The sequence below is a fragment of the Clostridia bacterium genome (genome assembly GCA_035561135.1).
GTDB lineage: Bacteria > Acidobacteriota > Terriglobia > Terriglobales > Acidobacteriaceae > DATMYA01.
This window is the reverse complement of the sequence record DATMYA010000008.1, coordinates 71,485-91,172: the sequence shown is the minus strand read 5'-3', so window position 1 is coordinate 91,172 and position 19,688 is coordinate 71,485. Positions and strand designations below refer to the sequence as shown.

Here is a 19,688-nt window from a genome sequence, read left to right as displayed (position 1 = left end):
GTCCACCAAGCCGCAGACCGTCGGCTATGGACTCAACGACTCCCCGGCGGGGCTGGCACGCCGCCCGACGACTTCCTCTGTGCCACGCTCACCCTGTACTGGGTCACGCAGACCATCACCTCGTCGATGCGCGACTATTGGGACAATCGCCGGTACCCGGCCGACCCCACTTACGTCGGCACGCCCACGGCGTTCGGTGTCTTCGCGCACCAGACCGTTCCCGAGAGCGAGCCGCCGCGCGCGTATCTGGAGCGCCTCTACAACATCCAGCGCTGGACAGTCTTTCCGCACGGCGGGCACTTCGCCCCAGCTGAGGAACCGGCAGCGATCGCAGGGGATCTGACCGCTTTCTTCCGTGACCTAAGCTGAGGCCCATACTGGCGATCCGCGCATCCCGGCTCTTCCTCGTTGTTCTCCGCGTTTGTAGCTGAGCTTCCGCAAAGGATGACGGATCACGGACAATACCGAAGTGATCTCGAAACTAAAGATAGTAGCGCCTGAGATCAGCCTCATTCATGGTTCTTCTTGTGCTCCCTGTCGGCACTGCCTGGCGCGGGGCCTAGTGGGTGTTTGCCGCAGCCTGCGTGCCCGTCACGACTGTCTTGCTCGACAATGGGAAGCATGCGGTTGCCCGGCATCCCTTTCCGTCCATCCGGTTACCAACTGCTATGTCGACTGCCACCGTTTCTTCTACCACCCGGCCATCAAACACGTGAACGGTTCGTTCGGCATGGGCTGCAAATCGTGGGTCGTGCGTGACAATGCAACAGCCGCGACAGCGAGGGCGATGCCAATTCGAAGTCATTCTAGGCTGCTGTAAAAGCAAGGGCCGTGGTTTTCGAGTAGTCCGTCACACGTGCAGCGTACCAATGCCATCAGTTATTGGATTCCCGTTCGTCGCCCGCAAATGCTGAATGAATTCTGTTGACAAGCAGCCAAAGAACGGCGCATAGTCTGTTAGCGTTAACGTGTTAACGTTAACACATTATACATTCAATGTCCACTCGTTCATCACGCGCCGCCGCCCCGACTAGACATACGACCTTGGCCGATGTTGCACGCGCCGCCGGCGTTGTGCCCATGACCGCTTCGCGTGCCATCAACAATACCGGTTACGTAAGTGACGACGTCCGCGAGCGCGTCCTGAAAGCCGCGTCAGAATTGAATTATCGGCCAAATATGTTGGCGCGCAGCCTCAAGGGCCAGACTTTAAAAGCGATCGGGATCATGCTGCCGGACATCGCAAACCCATTCTCGGCCGAACTGGTAGCCGGCATCCAGAAGGAACTCACGGGCAATGGATACTCGGCTTTTCTTGCTACCGCGCACCGCAGCGTGGAACTGGAGACGGCGGCCCTCGACGCATTTGTCGATCACCGGGTTGCGGGCGTTATCGTCGCGACCAGAGGGACGGCGTTGGGCGATGACGCGATCGCGGAAATCGTACGCTCCGGCGTGCCGGTGGTTACGGTTGGCCGTCCTGTGGAAGGCGCAAAGGTGGATTGTGTTACGGCCGACCACCGGAAGGGAGCTTACGAGGCAGTCAATCATCTCCTGAAGTTAGGACATCGGCGAATCGGCTTTATGGGAATCGCTCCGGAGCATGCGTCAAACTTGCGACGCTTCCAGGGATACAAGGACGCCCTGGAAGAGCATGGGATTGAACTTAGAAATGAGTTGATCGTGGGACCGGAAAGCAGTCCGGCGTATGCGACCGAGGAAGATGGCTATGCAGCGATGATGAAAATTGGCGCACTCACCAGGAGGCCAACGGCAATCCTGGCCAGAAACGACTACACAGCCATGGGCGCGCTCCATGCCGCACAAGAACTAGGAATACGGGTGCCGTCCGAGATCTCCATGGTGAGTTTCGACAATACGCCAATCTCGGCGCATACGACGCCGCCACTCACTACGGTGGCGCAGCCGATTTCAGAACAAGGCAGTCGTGCGGCGCGTTTTCTGCTTGATCGGATCGAAGGCCGGTTCAAGGGCGGCGGGCGAATGGTGTCCCTGGAATGCCAGTTGGTAGTAAGGAAATCAACCGCACGAATCGCGAAGAAAGGTCGTCCGTGATCGCAACAAAAGCTACTGCAGTACAACCAGCCGACAAGGTGCGCAGAATCCCAGGATTGCGCTGGTGGATGATCGGAATGGTGTTTGCCGCGACAGCAATCAACTACATCGACCGGCAGTGCCTTGCGTTACTTGCGCCTCAGATCACCAGAGAGCTGAACATTTCAAACCAGGAGTACAGCTATATCGGGGTGGCGTTGCTGTTGTCATATGCAATCAGCCAGACGGTATCCGGGCGACTGTACGACAGGGTGGGAACCCGCAAGGGGTTCGCCGCTTCCATCGTTTTGTGGTCGGCATCTGCCGTGGCACACGCAATGGCGATTGGGCTGAAAAGCTTAATGGCTCTGCAATCGCTGCTCGGACTTGGCGAAGCGGGCAACTGGCCGGGAGCAGCGAAGGTCTCTGCCGAGTGGTTTCCCGTGCGTGAGCGAGCTCTGGCCATGGCGATCTTCAATAGCGGTGCGGCCTTTGGTGCGGTGATTGCGCCACCGCTGGTGGTGTGGCTGAACTTCGTGCTGGGCTGGCGGGCGACGTTCGTCATTACCGGGGCAATCGGCTTCGTTTGGCTCCTATTCTGGTGGCGTTTGTACCGGGTTCCAGCCGAGCATCCGTCGATAACCACAGAAGAGCGCGACCTTATCCTCGCGGGCCAACAGGTATCCGTGAGTTCGCCACAGGAAACCCTCAGCGTGAAACGGCTTTTGCGCTGTCGACAGGTCTGGGCCGTAGTGCTTGGAAGGTTGTGCGTAGATCCAGTGTGGTGGCTGTTCGTCATTTGGCTGCCGAAGTATCTTGCCGATGCGCGCGGATTCGATATGAAAGCCATCGGACTCTCCGCTTGGGTGCCGTATCTGTTCGCCGGGTTGGGCAGCCTTACTGGTGGTGCGCTGGCCGGCAGACTTATCAAACGCGGGTGGAGTGTCAATCGCTCCCGGAAAGCAATCATCGTCGGCGCGGCTTGTGTCATGCCCATCGGTGTGATGGTTAGTCGAGTGGCCAGTCCCTACCTGGCGTTGGCATTCATCAGCGTAGAACTGTTCGCATTCCAGATCTGGATCAGTAACGTTCAGACCCTTCCCAGCGATTTTTTCAGCGACAAGACTGTTGCGTCCGTCGCCGGCCTGGGAGGAACGGGTGCCGCGATCGGAAGCATGGTTTTCATTCTTACAACTGGTTGGTTCGTGCAACACGTTTCCTACACGCCGATCCTGACGATCGCCGGGGTGCTTGCTCCGCTCGGCACCGCAGTCTTGCTGTTACTCGCGGGCCGCATCGAGCGGGTGCAGATGAAGTGAGTGTTGAAAGAGAAGAAAGGACGAATTCATGGTTGATCTTAGAAACAAGGTAGTCGTGATCTCAGGCGGTGCTCGTGACATTGGCCGCGCAGTCTCCGTCGAAGTCGCGAAATGCGGAGCATCGGTCACATTCTGCTATCCCCCGTTTGAAGCAGAGGAGGAAGCCGAGCGCACAAAGAAGGACGTCGAGCAGTTCGGGCAAAAGTGTGTGGCGATGCCTGTAGATGTAATGGAAGCAGACCAGATTGCCGCGTTTGCTTCGACGGTAGAAGGAACCTTTAAGAATATCGATGTACTGGTCAACGTAGTTGGCGGGCTCGGCGGCCGCAAGACGGTAGCGGAGATGGACCTGAATTTCTGGAACACCATCGTCGCACTGAATCTCACCAGCACCTTCCTGATGAGTAAGTGCTTTCTTCCAATGCTTAGGGATGGCGGATCGATCGTGAACTTCTCCTCGCAGGCTGGAAGAGACGGAGGGGGCCCCGGGTCATTGGCGTACGCGAGCGCGAAGGGTGGGATAGTCACCTTCACGCGCGGGCTTGCGAGGGAACTAGGCCCAAGAAGGATTCGGGTCAACGCTGTTGCACCCGGCATGATCAACACCACATTCCACAACACGTTCACGAAGCCGGAAGTACGCCAGCGCGTTGCGTCCATGACGCCACTCGGGCGCGAGGGAGAAGCGTGCGAGGTCGCAAAGCTGGTCGCTTATCTCGCTTCTGAGGAAGCTTCGTTCATCAATGGAGCGAACGTAGATATTAACGGTGGAGTTTTATTTTCATAGCACTTGGCGGAAGGCGGTTCATCCGCCACCCAGCCCTTAAGGAGATTCGACATGAAACACCGAATTAGTCGGGCCCCGAAGTCGCTGTTGGAAGTGCTGATACTCGTTCTCATACTTGCGTGTCTGGCTGGATCGCTGACCGGCAGCGCCATTGCACAATCCACTGGAACGATCTCCGGACGCGTGATCGATCCGCAACAGGCAGTCATTCCCGGAGCAACTGTCACCGTAGCCAATCCTGCGTTGGGGATCGAGCGGACCGTGCAGTCCAACGGGGAAGGACTGTTCAGCTTTCCAAGCCTGCCAGTGGGATCTTACCGCTTGTCCGTAAGCATGGCGGGGTTTGCCACGTCAGTACTGGAGAGTATAAAGCTAGACGTCGGTGGCGTGTTCGACCGCACCATCTCACTGAAGATTTCACAGACAGCCGAAACCGTTGAAGTTACTAGCACTGCCTATCAAACGGTGAACACAGAGACGGCAAACATTGAAACCCTCATCTCCGGCACGCAAACCCGTGAGCTATCGCTGAACGGACGAAACTGGGCGCAACTCATTAACCTTGCTCCGGGCACCAGTGCAATCAATGTTGATTCGCAGCAGGGAACGAACGTGCGCATCGATGACACGGCCATCAATGGAACCCGTCGCCGCTTTGCGCCGACGGTGGATGGCACTAGCAACGTTGATCATGGTTCCGTCGCGACGATGGTAAATAACATCAGCGTGGACGCCATCGAGGAATTCAAACTCGTCAGCTCACCCTACAGTGCTGAATATGGCGGGCAGGGTGGTCCGGCCATCAACGTGGTTACCAAGCGCGGCACCACGGAGTTTCACGGCAGCTTGTTCGAGTTCTTTCGCCATGACAAGTTGAATGCGTACTCATGGGAGAGTAAACGGGTCACAAACCGAGAGCCCGAGAAAGCACGTCTTCGCTTCAATAACGTGGGTGGCTTCCTCGGCGGCCCGCTATACAAAAGCAAGCTGTTCTTCTTCGGCGGCGTGGAATGGAAGCTTCCAAGCACCGGCCGCAGCTTGAACGAGCAGGTTCCCACCCTTGCGATGCGCAACGGCGATTTCAGCGCTTTCTTGCCGACATCTTCGGGAGCAATCACCTCCTGTACCCAAACCCTCTCGGCGGCCGATAGAGCTGCTGGCAAGTTCATTCTGTGTAACAAGTCGGCGAGCACTACCGGGACACCTTTTGCAGGCAACATCATTCCCATGTCTCGCATGTCCCCAAATGGACTAGCTATCCTCAATCTGTTCCCGGAACCGAATTCCGGTGCGGCCGGGTACATCGCATCCCCCGTGACCTCGCGTAACGTAAGGCAGGACCTGTTGCGGCTCGACTGGGTAGCCAGCAAGAATGCAACCATCTTTGGCCGCTGGACGCGCGACAACTTCAACTCCGACAATCCGCTCGGGTCGACGTTTGACAACCAGAACCTCCCCATCGCGCCGGATAATCACACGCGCACCGGCAACACCGTTATGGTGAACTACACGCACGTGCTCAGTCCGACATTGCTTAATGACCTATCGGTTTTGTGGCAGCGCAACGATCAGGACATCAACTACCAGGATGCCGAGGCGATCAGTCGCGCAGCAAACGGCATCAATTTCACGGAAATCTTCCCGGTAAATCGTCTGGACAAGATTCCCGAAGTATCCGTTCAGGGCTACAGCACTATCACCGGCAACGGCTTACCTTATGCCATCAAAGCGCAGGCTTGGGAGATTCGCGACAACGTCAGCAAGACCTTTGACGCGCACTCATTCAAATTCGGCATGCTCTGGCAGCGCGCGTTTAAGCAGGAGAACACTCGTGTTCGTGACGGCGGAACCGTTTCCTTCTCCACGGGTGATAGCGCAATCCGGCAGCAGGATAGCGGCAATGCCGTAGCGAATCTTCTTCTGGGCGCCTACACGCGATATCAAGAAACTTCCAACACGACAAATGTTCCGTCCTTCTATAACCAATGGGAGTTCTACGCCAACGATCAATGGAAGGTTTCCAGGCGCTTCACACTTACATTAGGGCTCCGGTACCAATTCATTCCTTGGCCGCAAACAGAAGATGGCCGCATCGTCGGCTTTGATCTATCCAGGTTTGATGCTGCGAAGGCGCCGCTTTCAACGGACATCAGTTCGGGCGTGATTAAGTTGACGCCGGATCCAACTGGAACGTTGACACGCGCTCAGGGTTATTACGATCCTTACAACGGAATCGTGCTGCCGGGGTGCACGAACAATTTTGATAATCCCAATTTTGATCGCCTGCTCGATTGCCGTCCCTCAGGCCTCGCAAATAATGTTAAGAATGGCTGGGCTCCGCGTCTTGGCTTCGCATGGGATCCATGGGGCGATGGTAAAACCTCCATACGCGGCGGCGGCGGTATCTTCTACGACCGCACGCTTTTGAACCCGGTTCGCGACGCTGGCGCGAATACACCGTTCACTGCACAGGCCAACATCACGAACGGACGTCAATACACCACTCCGTCGACTCTGGTTCCAACCTTTGGTAATCCCCTCGACACCGTAGGTGCTTCTGGGCCTGGACAGCCACTGTTGCAGAGTCTTGCCGTATTCTCTCCCGACATGCCCCCCGGTGCCATTTACGCATACAGCCTGGCAATACAGCGCGAATTGCCTTGGGCATCGTTTGTTGAACTGAGCTACGTGGGCAATCAGGGTCGCCATCTCACTCATCGTCGTGACGCGAACTACGTAGTGCCCGATAAAGCACTCCAGAAGAAAGCAGACGGGACGTACCTGAATCCGAACACCGATACCGTCCGGCAAGCTCTTGGCTACGCGGCGGTTCTCATGCAGCAGAATGATGGTGTTTCCAACTACAACTCTCTGCAGGTGAACTGGCAGAAGCGTATAACGCACGGATTTACAGCCAGTCTCGCATACACGTGGTCCAAAGCGCTCAACACGTTCGACAATGAAACCTCGAATCTGCGGGTGCCCTACGAGTCCGCTGCCGACTACTCTTATGCCGATTTCGACCGCCGACACGTTTTCGTCACGAGCTATGTGTACGAGTTCCCGTGGAAAAAGAACCAGGGTGGCTTCGTCGGAAAAGTGCTTGGCGGTTGGCAGATTTCTGGCATCACGAACTGGCAATCTGGCCGGCATGTGAGTATCAGCGGCGGCACTCGCGCCACCACAGCACCGAGCATCGGCTACGGCGGCAACGTGGACCTCATCGGTGACTGGGAAGCGAACAGAAGCGGTAATCAGTGGATCAATCCCGCGGCTTTTACCGGCCGGACGGGTTTCATCGCGAACATGCCTCGAAACCTTATCCAGATGCCAGCCGGACAGACCTGGAATCTCTCCACGATGAAGCGTACCAATATCACTGAAAGAGTGAAGCTGCAGTTCCGGGCTGAGTGTTTCAACCTCTTCAACCATGCCACCTTCAGGACCGTGCAGACTAACTTCAGCTCCAGCAACTTCGGACAAGTGACTGAGACTGACGAGCCGCGCGTATTCCAGTTCGGATTGAAGCTGTTGTTCTAGACGCAACCATTCGGGGGAGGGAACTCCTCCCCCGAACTCATATATTGGGGCACGGCGCAATGAAGAGATCTGCACTACTCGCAATTTTGTTATTCGTATCCTTTGGGTTCGCGCAGGATTCGCGTGAGCAGCTCGGACCTGCTGATAAACCGGCCAAAAACAAGAGCCCGCATCCACTTGTGGCAGTAATGAATTCGGTGAACGCGAAGCTGCGGCCCGAGCTAACCGGAAAACATCCCCGCGTGTTTTTTACAGAAGATGACTTTTCCAAGCTCATTGAGCGATCCAGAACCACGCATCGCGATCAGTGGAAGGTCACGGTCTCCCGCCTTCTTGTGCTGAAGAATGATCCGCCTCCTCCCCCAGCCGACGCACGGCGGTTGCAGAACACGGTAGGCATTGCCATGGCAGAAGGTGCCTTTGCTTACAGGATCGATCGCGATCCCAAACTGTTGGCGGCCGTGAAGCGTTACATGGACGCTGCAGTGAGTTATGACATCTGGGGATATCGGACAAATAAGCCCGACGTCGATCTTGCAGCCGGACATCTGTTGTACGGAATGGGAACTGCGTACGACCTCCTCTACAACGAATTCACACCGGAAGAACGAAAGAAGTACCGGGAGAAAATCACACTACAGGCGCGAAAGCTCTACACTTACTATTTGCCCAAAACCGGTCGGTCGTATTCATACAGCCAGAATCACGTCTTCATTCCTGTCGCTGGCTTGGGCGTGGCTGCCTACGCTCTATATGACGAAGTGCCCGATGCGCCAGAGTGGGCAAAGCTGTCCCGCGCAATTTACGACCGTGTGCTCGCCACGTATTCCGGAGATGGATACTACTATGAGGGCTTCGAGTACTGGGTGTTCTCAACACCGTGGATCATCCACTACCTCGATGCTCACTCACACTCCACAGGCGAAGATTTGTACGACTTGCCCGGGCTCAAAAAGTCACATCTGTACCTCGCACACTCCCTTCTGCCCGACGGTCAATATGTATTCGACTTCGGAGACGTCTTTGAAGGGCCGCTGACCCGTGCCAAGCAAGGGGAAGATTACAGGCGAAGCCATCCGCAGGGAAGATTCCACACCAACTTCAACCTGCTGTTCCGGCTCGCCCAACGGTACAAGAACCCCGAAATACAAGGCGTGGCGAAATGGATGGAATCGCTAGGGCACTCGAATGCCGAAGACTTCTGGTCGCTGGCCTGGGTTGAGCCCGACATCAAGCCCGTTCCGATTGAGCAGCTGTCGCCTTCGCACTACTTTTCTGATCATGAGGTCGTTTACTGGCGATCGTCGTGGTCGAAGTCAGCGGTTGCGTTTGCGTTCAAGTGCGGACCGCCGGAAGGCCACAAGACTGCAGAGCTTGTGACGAAGTTTACGGACTGGCATTTATCTAACGGGCATGCACACCCTGACGCGAACAGCTTCATCCTCTATGCCAACGGCAAGGTGCTCACCGGGGACTCCGGATACGCCGGCGTCCCGATGACCGAGCAGCACAATACCGTACTTGTTGACGGCAGGGGACAGGCGGCCGAAGGCAAGGGCCACGATGCCTTCAGTGACATGCCTTATTCGCAACTGAATGACATCAAGATCACGGGACTGGAACTGCTGCCGCAGTTAGCTTTCGTTCGCGGAGACGCGACTGCCGCTTATGCGAAGGATCTCGCTGTGCAGAAGTTCTATCGGACGCTGATTTACAACGGTCGCGAATTCATAATTTGGGACGAGTTGGCGACCGGAACTCCGCGCAAGTTTACTTCACTCCTCATCTCAGACGAGGCGATAAAGAGCGCAGAGGGCAGGTTTGATCTGTCCGGTGCCAGCGTGCAGATCATTTCTCCTGAAGATGCTCTGGCGAGCATCGAGCCGAACACCGTTCGCGCGCCCGGACCTCCTGGATCAGTAGACAAAGGACCACTCCGGGAACGCGGATACAGGCTTCGCGTCGAACAGAAGGCTGCAGCCACGCAAGCAGGTTTCGTAACCGTCATCCGTCCATCAGGACCCACCGAGAGCGCAAAGACCCAGGAGATTCAATGATGAAGCTCTCGATCCGGCCGAAAGAACGTTGTAAGTGGGACCTGGTATCGCTCGGTGAAGTGATGCTGCGTTTCGATCCGGGCGATCGGCGTATCTGGACCACCCGGCATTTCGAAGTGTCGGAAGGTGGCGGCGAGTACAACGTTGCGCGAGGGCTGAAGCGCTGCTTCGGCCTTGAGACCGCCATCGTCACCGCCATCGCCGACAATCCTGTTGGCCGATTGCTGCAAGACCTGATTTACCAAAGTGGTCTCGACCAGACGCTTGTACGCTGGGTCGACTACGACGGAGTCGGGCGAACAGTGCGCAACGGTTTGAACTTTACCGAACGCGGTTTCGGAGTTCGACCAGCGCTGGGGTGCTCGGATCGTGGCCATACCGCCGTTTCGCAACTGAAGCCTGGCGACATCGATTGGGAGTACATCTTCGGAAATCACGGTGCGCGCTGGTTTCATACGGGCGGCATCTTCTGCGCACTCTCGGATTCCACGGCGGCTGTTGCGCTCGAAGCCGTGAAGCACGCGAAGAACCACGGCGTCGTGACCTCCTATGACCTCAATTATCGGGAGTCTCTCTGGAAGGCCATCGGCGGAAAGAAGAAGGCTCAGGAAGTGAACCGAGCCATTGCTCCTTATATAGATGTGATGATCGGCAATGAAGAGGACTTTTCCGTCGCATTGGGCTGCGACGTTGCCGGATTGAACGAACACATCACTGATTTCGAAGTAGCGGCCTTTAAGCGCATGATCGAAAACGTCGTGAAAGAATTCCCATTCTCCGTAGTTGCGACAACCTTGCGCAAAGCCAAGACCGCCACTCGCAATGACTGGGACGCGATCTGCTACTGCGAAGGCAACTTCTACGAGGCGACACATCGGCCGGATCTGGAGATCTACGATCGCGTGGGAGGCGGCGATTCCTTCGCATCTGGCCTGATCTACGGATTCTTGTCTGGCCAAACTCCACAATGGGCCGTCGAATGTGGTGCGGCGCACGGAGCACTGGCAATGACTACTTCCGGCGACACGACCATGGCGACCCTCAAAGAAGTGATGAACCTGATGAAAGGTGTCGGCGCACGAATTGCGCGCTGACAGGCGAACATATGACTAAGGCCGAAGTGCTGAATAGGATTCGCGAGATCGGAATTGTCCCCGTGGTAAGGGCGAGATCCGCCGACGAGGCGCGAGCTGCATGCGAAGCTGTAGCCGCTGGCGGTATCCCGATTGTTGAAATCACCATGACGGTGCCTGGTGCAGTACAGGTGATCGCACGCCTGGGCAGCGAATTCAAAGACCAGGTTCTCATCGGCGCTGGTACCGTGCTTGACCCAGATGCAGCACGAGAATGCATTGCCGCCGGTGCCCAGTTTCTAGTAAGTCCCGGACTCGACATCTCGACCATAGAAGCCGCCAAAACGAAAGGCGTGCTGATGATGGCCGGAGCGCTCACCCCGACGGAAGTGATCACCGCATGGAAGGCGGGTTCGGATGTGGTGAAGATCTTCCCTTGTGGAAACGTAGGCGGCCCGAAGTACATCAAGGCGCTCAAGGGACCGCTTCCGCAGATACCGATGGTGCCAACCGGCGGCATCAACCTTCAGACCGCCGGAGAATTCCTTAATGCTGGAGCCGAGGCCCTCGGCGTCGGCGGCGAACTAATCAACGCAGAGGCACTCCGTGCGCGTAAATTCTCAGTCATCACGGATTTGGCTAAGCAGTTTGTCCAGATCGTGCGGACACGGCGCGCGATCTCAGCGCAGGTGGCCGGGGTGACCGCGTGATGCATTCTCGCGAAAGTCAGTTTGGTTTTAGCGTCGCGCTCGGGGAGAAGACCGGAGTACAGGTGCCCGAGCCTGGCCTGGCGCGACGCATCGGTGCACATAATACAAGCCTAATGCTGGTGGAGAACACGGTGCAAGCAGGATTCGAGGGCTCGTGGCACTCCCATCCGCACAATCAGATTATTTACGTGGTGGACGGTCGGGTGTCGCTAAGAGTAGGAAACGCTGACCATGAACTCGCCACTCGAGACAGCGCCATCATAGATGGCGGAGTTGAGCACCGTTTGGTGGCCATCGAAACCTCCATTGTGCTCGATATCTTCTCACCGAGACGAGAAGATTTTCTGGTGTAGCCGCTCCGCTGACTCGCGTAATTGCCGATTTGGAGGCGAACAACTTGAGAAGCGGGACACCGGGGTAGTCCCCAAAGTTAACTCGCTTCCTGAAGATCTTCAACTCGGGCTACAACCTGCCTATCGCGTCGACGTCCCTTGGCGGTCGGGTTGCCGCGAAATGCGGCACTCTGTTGTCTCTCTCCAAAACCAGAAGCACAGTGCGGCATCCAATTCGCTATGCGAACCAAACCCTTGTGGGCTGCCGATCGTCAGCAGGAGCGCCTACTGGAGTTCACCGCTGACAGCGGCGATGCGTGGAAGGACATCCCGCTCCAGCGAGACGTCTGCTTGTTGGGCGCGCTGCTCGGTGACGTGCTCGTTGAGCAGGGATCGACGGCTGAAGTATTCAAAACCATGCGAATTGTCGCGCAAACAGAGTTTCCTTTGCATGAACACTCCCGGACGTATTCCGAGGACAGGTCCACTCCGCTAGGGCAGTAATAACCTCGGTACCACAAGCCACCGGGTTGTCATTGCGCAGACCCTCCTTATCCATCTCAACTGAATCCATCTCTACTGAGTTCCTGACCGGAAGCACTACTTGCGCCTGAGTTTAACTTTATGCAGACCTATTCATCTTGAATTGGCGCCTCTTGCTTCCAGCATCTATCTTGACCCCGAGACATCTTGATTCGCCGACTAACCAGGAAGTACTTGAACCCGGCTTGCGCCGTGCGGTCGTGGTCTCGCAAAGTTTGTAGAACATAAAAATGTTACGAAGGTTTCCTTTCGCAGCTTTTCTCAGCGACATTGACATCAGCAACTCTGAAATCTAGGATTGTCGTGCTTTCCTTATGAACTGCGCGGTTCGGTTCGAAAGCCGCTCCTAGAGCGAAACAGGGCTAGCCTCTCTTCCTCTTCCGTCGTCCTGCCCCCGAGGCACTACGGCACCTGCTTTTGCCAGCCTCGCAAGTACACGGCTGTATGAAGAAGACGAGTTTTCCGTCTGAGATAGCTGTACTGCGGCGATCCACATAATTCGCGTACAACACGAAGCATTAATGCAGGGCCATGCTGTTCGTTTTCAAGCTCGCTTTGCTGCGAGTGCAGGAGAATGTCGTGCATCGGGACTTATACGGTCATAGTTTGTCTGCATTCCAGGCGAAATTTGTAAAGACTTTCCTCGTACCTCTTGTCCTTGTCTCGCTTGTCACGCTCATCACAGGCCCTCTATTTGGACAGACGGCGGTTTTCAGCGGAGTACGGACCACGATTGCCAGCGGCCGAGTTGGCGGCGGGTGGTTGCATGGCCCCAACGGCGTGGCGGTGGACAGGAGCGGCAACGTCTACATAACGTACCCCAGGGACAACAAGGTAGTGAAGGTCCCGGCTGACGATCTCTCCTGTGCAAGCCCTGCCGCCTGCATCACGGTGGGTAGCGGCTTGTCTTATCCCGCAGCCGTGGCGGTGGACGGGAGCGGCAACGTATTCATCACCGATACCCGCAACAACCGAGTATTGAAGGTGCCATGGACGGGCAGCGGCTACGGCCCCCAGCGTACCGTGGGCAGCGGCCTGTCTTATCCCGCAGCCGTGGCGGTGGACGGGAACGGCAACGTATTCATAGCCGATTCCGGTAACAAGCGCGTGGTGAAGGTGCCCTGGACCGGTAGCGACTATGGCACGCAGAGCACCGTGCTCAACGGCTTAATGGATCCCAACGCTCTGGCCGTGGATGGAAGTGGCAATCTGTACATCGCCGACCACGGCGTCAGCCCCGGCGACTCCCGGGTATTTAGGACCGGCGGGATAGGGTATTTCTCCGTCACTTATTACCCCGGTGGTGTCGCAGTGGACGCGAGCGGCAACGTCTACATCACGGACCTTTACAACACTGATACCGACCGCGTGCTGAAATTTCCTTGGGACGGCGACGGTTACGGTCCCCGGAGCACACTTGTTGGCGGTTTGAGTTCGCCTCATGGCATCACGGTTGACGGCCTTGGCAATTTCTACATCGTCGAATACGGCAACGACCAGGTACTCAAGCTATCCCTATCCGCAGTGGATTTTGCCACCGTGAGGGTGGGAACAACGAGCACAGCCGTTTCGGTCCCCTTCACCTTTCATACCACGGCAAGTCTGAACAACACGACCCCCTACCAGGTGCTGACTCAGGGAGCAATTGGGTTAGATTTCGGCGATGCCGGAGGCGGAACGTGCGCCGCCAATCATGTCTATAGTGCCGGCGACACTTGCACCGTGAGCGCTACTTTCACGCCCCAGTCCGCGGGGCAGCGCATGGGCGCAGTGGTGCTCAAGGGTACCAGTGGGGATGTGATTGCCACAGCCAATCTTCGCGGGGTTGGCTTGGCGCCGCAGGTGGTGTTTGCTCCCGGCACTCGGAGCACGGTCGGCGGTTTTCTAAGGGCCGCTTCCGGGGTTGCGGTGGACGGTAATGGGAATGTCTACGCCGCCGATACCAGCGACGATCAAGTGGTAAAGGTCCCGTGGACAGGCAGCGGTTACGGCAGCCAGAGCACGATCGGTACCACCCTATTCACCCCCACCGGCGTCGCAGTGGATGGAAGCGGCAACCTCTACATTGCCGATTTCTCTTCGCCCTGGCTTCTAAAGGTGCCGTGGACGGGAACCGGCTATGGTGAAGAAACTTCGGTCGGCTCCTCCAGTATCTTCGCCCCGGTCCTCTCCGCCAGAGCGGTGGCGGTCGACGGGAGTGGGAGCCTGTACGTCGCCACAGGAAGCGAGGTAGTAAGGCTACCGTGGACCGGCAGCGACTATGGCACTCCAAGCACGGTCGGCAGCGGGTGGTCGACTCCCAGTGGCGTGGCGGTGGACGTAAGCGGCAACGTCTATGTCGCCGATACCGATCTCAACCGAGTCGTGATGGTGCCGTGGACGGGCAGCATGTACGCCGCCCAGCGTACGGTGGGCAGCGGACTGTCAGCGCCGTGGGGCGTGGCCGTCGATGGGAGCGGCAACGTCTACATCGCCGATACCGGCAACAAGCGAGTAGTGAAGGTGCCTTCGACCGGCGGCACTCAGAGCACGGTGGCCAGCGGCCTGTCGGGTCCCCGGGGTGTGGCTGTGGATGGGCACGGCAACCTCTATATCGCTGATGGACTTAGTACCCGGATAGTGAAAGTGAACGTGGCTGACCCGCCTTCGCTCAGTTTTTCCTCCCTGAGCGTTGGAGCGGTCAGTTCGGCGCAGGATGTTGCAGTAAGTAACATTGGCAACGCACCCTTAAGCATCACTCGGATCTCGACGGCCCCCAATTTCACGTTGCAGGGGCCGAACACGACCTGTGCCAGCAACGGCCACTCATTGATAGTGGGCGCGAGTTGCACCCTTGGTATCGAGTTCGCACCGACCCTGGCGGGAAGCAACAGCGGCACCGTGGTGCTGACCGACAACGCGCTAAACCAAAACAGCGCGAAGCAAACCATCGCACTGACCGGCTCGGCGACGCCCACGGCCACTTCCGCTAGCGTTAGCGCCGACTCGAATCCACAGTTTTATGGCGGCAGCGTGACTTTTACTGCCGTGGTTGCGCCCGTCGCTGCAACCGGAACGGTGACCTTCTACGATGGCAGCACGCAGATTGGGCAGCAGGCACTGAGCGGGGGCCAGGGGACATTAACCATATCGTCGCTGATAGTCGGAACGCATACAATCAAGGCTATTTATTCGGGCGATGCTGGCTACATCGGCAGCAGCGCGACGATGATAGAAACGATTGTCCCTGCAACTCCGCTCATCACGTGGAAGGCACCGGCCAATATTATTTACGGCGCGGGGTTGAGCGGAACTCATCTCAACGCAACCACTACGGTCGAAGGCACGTGGTCGTACAGCCCGGCGTCGGGCACGATGCTGAATGCGGGTAGCCACACACTGAACGTCACATTCATCCCGAACGACACTACCAATTACGCGACAGCTACGGCATCCGTGACCGTGATAGTGGACAAGGCAACGGCCTCGGTGACGCCCATGCCAGCCAGCAAGACGTATGGCACGGCCGATCCGGTATTGAGCGGTATGCTCTCCGGCTTTCTCTTTTCAGACAATGTAACCGCCGGCTATAGCCGGACACCGGGCGAGACGGTTACGGACGGTCCGTACTCGATCAGCGCGACGCTGAGTCCGGCCGGAGCGTTGGGCAATTACAACATCACTTACAACACGGCGATCTTCACGATCAACAAGGCCTCTGCTACGGTGACGCCGACAGCTTCCAGCAAGACCTACGGTACAGCCGATCCGGCCTTCATAGGAACATTGACGGGTTTTCTTTCTTCGGACAATGTAACCGCCGGCTATAGCCGGACACCGGGCGAGACGGTTACGGACGGTCCGTACTCGATCAGCGCGACGCTGAGTCCGGCCGGAGCGTTAGGCAATTACAACATCATTTACAACACGGCGATCTTCACGATCAACAAGGCCTCTGCTACGGTGACGCCGACAGCTTCCAGCAAGACCTACGGCAACGCCGATCCGGCCTTCATTGGGACACTGACGGGTTTTCTTTCTTCAGACAATGTAACCGCCAGCTATAGCCGGACATCGGGCGAGACGGTTACGGACGGTCCGTACTCGATCAGCGCCACGCTGAGTCCGGCCGGAGCGTTGGGCAATTACAACATCACTTACAATACGGCAATCTTCACGATCAACAAGGCCGCTGCCTCGATGACTCCGACAGCGAGTGCCAAGGCGTACGGAACGGCTGATCCGGCGTTGAGCGGCACACTGTCTGGCTTCCAGGCTTCAGACAACATAACTGCCAGTTACAGCCGCATCGCGGGCGAGACAGTCGCAGGTGGTCCGTACACTATCAGTGGCGCGCTGAGCCCGACAGAAGTGCTTGGCAACTACACTATCACCTACAAAACGGCGGCGTTCACCATCAACAAGGCCCCAGCCTCGGTGACGCCCAATGCTGTTTCGAAGCCCTACGGCACTAGCGAACCCACCTTGACTGGAACACTAACGGGTTTTGTGGCGAGTGACAATGTAGCCGCCACGTACACGCGCGCCGCAGGCGAAACAGTCACGGGCGGCCCATACACGATCAGCGCCACGCTCAGTCCTTCCGGTGTGCTCGGCAACTACAACATCACCTACAATGTGGCGGCGTTTACCATTGAAAAAGCAATGGTCTGGGTGACGCCAAATGCTGTCTCGAAGACTTACGGTACGGCTGACCCCATTTTGACCGGAACGTTGTCCGGTTTTCTCGCTTCAGATAACGTAGCTGCTACCTACGCGCGCACACCGGGCGAGACGGTGGCAGGTTCGCCCTATATCATCAGTTCGACTTTCAGCCCGGCAGCAGTGCTGAGCAACTACGACGTCGCCTACGGTACGGCGGAGTTCACCATCACGAAGGCGGGAACCGTGGCTACACTGCAGACCAGCGCACCCACGGTTATGCTTATGAGTGGTCTGACTCTTACGGCTAAGGTGACCTCCGCAAATGGAATACCAACCGGAAGCGTAAATTTCTTGGATGGCACCACGGCACTGGGCAGCGGCACACTGGATAGCACCGGCACGGCCACGCTGACTGTCACGCTTTCCGCAGGCACACACAATCTGACGGCTGACTACAGCGGCGACTCCAACTTCAACGGATTTATCTCCACCCGGGTCAATCAAACCGTGCAGGACTTCAAACTGACCACCGCCGGAGGCGAGGGAACGAGTCTCTTCACCACCGTGCTGCCGGGAGGTATTGCGACTTATCAACTCCAAGTCACTCCAACGAACGGATCAACCTTTCCTGCTGCCGTTACTCTGAACCTGAGCGGCGTGCCAGCGGGTGCGACCTACACTATTACGCCTGGCAGCGTAGCTGCCGGCACTGCTTCGCAGACTATAACGGTCCAGGTGCAGACTCCCAGAGTTGTTGCCGGCCTGAGCGCTCGGGGTGCTGGTTTGCCGGTGCTGGCACTGGGTCTGCTGCCAATGCTCGGCATGGTGCACCTCCGCCGGTTAGGCGCGGGGCGTACGAATCGTGCTGCCTTCATGGTTTGCATGCTGCTCGCGGTTGGAATCGTGAGCACGTCGGCCTGCGGTGGAGGATTTGGTTTCCGAAACCCGGCGCCGCGGACCTACAACCTGCAATTGAGCGGCACGAGCGGTGCCCTGCAGCACTTTGCAACCCTCAACCTGACGATCAAGTAGGAGGGAAATGTGACACGAGTAATCGCGCCGATATCCTGGTGCCATTAGACCCGGCGTTTTGGGCTAACTGACGCTATGTGCTGATAGCGGCTTTGGCCGGTATCTTCTACGGAAGGGATGGAGACAGGGGCGACGAATCGCGGCGTCGGTAATCACGCACACGAGTGTGTCTATGCTAGATATCTGAGAGCTGCTAGATTCATTTGACGCAACGAAAACTTAATGCGCTGCGCCTCATGGATCGTCCACACGATGCGAATTCAGTCTGGCGGCTTACCCCACGGCCGCTGTCCGGTGCAGCCGTATGTTGGGCTGCTGTGTAGCCCTGGGGAAGTGTTCATTTGATTGGCCGAGTATTTAAAGCATTTAAGTATCGCGACTTCCGCCTGATGTGGTTTGGCGCCTGTGCGTCCAGCATCGGAACCTGGATGCAAATGGTGGCACAGGGCTGGCTGATCTATCGTCTCAGCCACTCGGCTTTTTTGCTTGCGCTGGACCAGTTCCTCGCAGGCATTCCCATCTTCCTGTTTTCTCTGATCGGAGGCGTGGTGGCCGATCGTGTCGAGCGGCGGCGAATCCTGCTCGCTTCCCAGTACCTGCAGATGGCCAGCGCAGCGGCGCTGACCATTCTTGTGGCAACCGATCTGGTACACGTCTGGCATATCCTCTGTCTTTCGTTCGTTTCCGGCTTAGCGCAGGCCTTCGGAGGGCCAGCCTATCAGGCGCTGATTCCCACTCTCGTCGATAAGGAAGACATGCCCAATGCCATCGCGCTGAATTCCATTCAGTTCAACATTGCGGTCATGATCGGTCCGGCGCTGGCCGGGCAAGCCTTGGCGAAGCTTGGCGAGACGTGGTGCTTCGGCCTGAACGCGATTTCTTTCCTGGCGCCTATCGTGTCTCTGTCGATCATCAGTGCTCGCTTCTTGCCGCTGAAGACTACGGAGTCGATCTTCGGTAGTCTGAAGCAGGGAATTACGTTTGCCCGCAAGCAGAGCTCAATGGAAGCGCTGATCGCGCTTGCCTTCTGCATGACCGCCTTGAGCATGCCCATGCGCACCTATATTCCCGTTTTTGTTAAGGACATCTTTCATCGCGGTCCCGAGACCTATGGCAATCTGCTCGCGCTTATGGGACTCGGTTCAATCTGCGGCTCGCTCATAATCGCTGCCGTGGGCAATGTAAGCAGCAAGGGGCGAGTCGCCCTCGGCGCGCTCATCTGCCTGGGTGTGGGGATTTCCGGCTTCGCGTTTTCAAAATCTCTGCCCGTGAGCGGGGCCATGCTGGTTCTGGTAGGCGCTTCCATGATGGCGGTCTTCGCCATGGTGAATTCGCTGGTGCAGTTGATCACCACGAACGAAATGCGCGGGCGCGTAATGAGCCTGTACAATTTTGCTTTTCGCGGCGGAATGCCAATGGGGAATCTCTTGTCGGGATGGCTGGTTCCCATGTTTACGGCGCCGGTGGTGCTGAGCGTGAACGGATTCCTGCTGATCATGCTTGCCCTGTACTACCTGCTGGCGCAGCGGCGGGTTGCTGCGCTGTGAGTTTGCCACACACGTTGTGCAATCTACTACACTACTTGCTGAAAATGCC

Annotated in this window: 12 protein-coding genes; all 12 read left to right on the top strand. The window is 57.2% G+C overall.

Annotation, left to right across the window (positions count from 1 at the left end; genetic code table 11):
* The first annotated feature begins 126 nt into the window (after positions 1–126).
* The 12 genes from VN622_00670 to VN622_00615 all read left to right on the top strand — a co-directional run bounded on the left by VN622_00670 (position 127) and on the right by VN622_00615 (position 19,639).
* Complete coding sequence (locus VN622_00670; protein HWR34366.1) at positions 127–369, top strand: hypothetical protein; 243 nt, start codon at positions 127–129, stop codon at positions 367–369.
* Between the two features lie 627 nt (positions 370–996).
* Positions 997–2,076, top strand: a complete 1,080-nt coding sequence (locus VN622_00665; GenBank protein ID HWR34365.1) for a LacI family DNA-binding transcriptional regulator — start codon at positions 997–999, stop codon at positions 2,074–2,076.
* A complete protein-coding gene (locus VN622_00660) occupies positions 2,019–3,374 on the top strand; it encodes an MFS transporter (protein HWR34364.1) in 1,356 nt (451 codons plus the stop codon). Before VN622_00665 ends, VN622_00660 begins: the two co-directional genes overlap by 58 nt.
* Positions 3,375–3,402: 28 nt before the next feature.
* Positions 3,403–4,161 (top strand): SDR family oxidoreductase, encoded by a 759-nt coding sequence (locus tag VN622_00655; GenBank protein ID HWR34363.1) that lies wholly within the window; start codon positions 3,403–3,405, stop codon positions 4,159–4,161.
* A gap of 51 nt (positions 4,162–4,212) precedes the next feature.
* The gene (locus tag VN622_00650; GenBank protein HWR34362.1) at positions 4,213–7,701 is read left to right on the top strand and encodes a carboxypeptidase regulatory-like domain-containing protein; all 3,489 of its coding nucleotides are present in this window, start codon (positions 4,213–4,215) and stop codon (positions 7,699–7,701) included.
* Between the two features lie 59 nt (positions 7,702–7,760).
* On the top strand, positions 7,761–9,758 hold the full coding sequence (locus VN622_00645) for a DUF4962 domain-containing protein (protein ID HWR34361.1): 1,998 nt from the start codon (positions 7,761–7,763) through the stop codon (positions 9,756–9,758).
* Positions 9,755–10,852 (top strand): sugar kinase, encoded by a 1,098-nt coding sequence (locus tag VN622_00640; protein ID HWR34360.1) that lies wholly within the window; start codon positions 9,755–9,757, stop codon positions 10,850–10,852. Before VN622_00645 ends, VN622_00640 begins: the two co-directional genes overlap by 4 nt.
* Positions 10,853–10,863: 11 nt before the next feature.
* Positions 10,864–11,541 carry a bifunctional 4-hydroxy-2-oxoglutarate aldolase/2-dehydro-3-deoxy-phosphogluconate aldolase gene (gene eda / locus VN622_00635; GenBank protein HWR34359.1) on the top strand — a complete coding sequence of 226 codons (678 nt, stop codon included), beginning with the start codon at positions 10,864–10,866 and terminating at the stop codon, positions 11,539–11,541.
* Positions 11,541–11,894, top strand: coding sequence for a cupin domain-containing protein (locus VN622_00630; protein HWR34358.1), 354 nt, complete (start codon positions 11,541–11,543; stop codon positions 11,892–11,894). The genes eda and VN622_00630 overlap by 1 nt, the downstream gene beginning before the upstream one ends.
* Positions 11,895–12,113: 219 nt before the next feature.
* On the top strand, positions 12,114–12,377 hold the full coding sequence (locus tag VN622_00625) for a hypothetical protein (GenBank protein ID HWR34357.1): 264 nt from the start codon (positions 12,114–12,116) through the stop codon (positions 12,375–12,377).
* 570 nt (positions 12,378–12,947) lie between these two features.
* Positions 12,948–18,092: an MBG domain-containing protein gene (locus VN622_00620; GenBank protein ID HWR34356.1), complete on the top strand. Its 5,145-nt coding sequence runs from the start codon at positions 12,948–12,950 to the stop codon at positions 18,090–18,092.
* A gap of 341 nt (positions 18,093–18,433) precedes the next feature.
* Positions 18,434–19,639 (top strand): MFS transporter, encoded by a 1,206-nt coding sequence (locus tag VN622_00615; protein HWR34355.1) that lies wholly within the window; start codon positions 18,434–18,436, stop codon positions 19,637–19,639.
* The last annotated feature ends 49 nt before the right edge of the window (positions 19,640–19,688 follow it).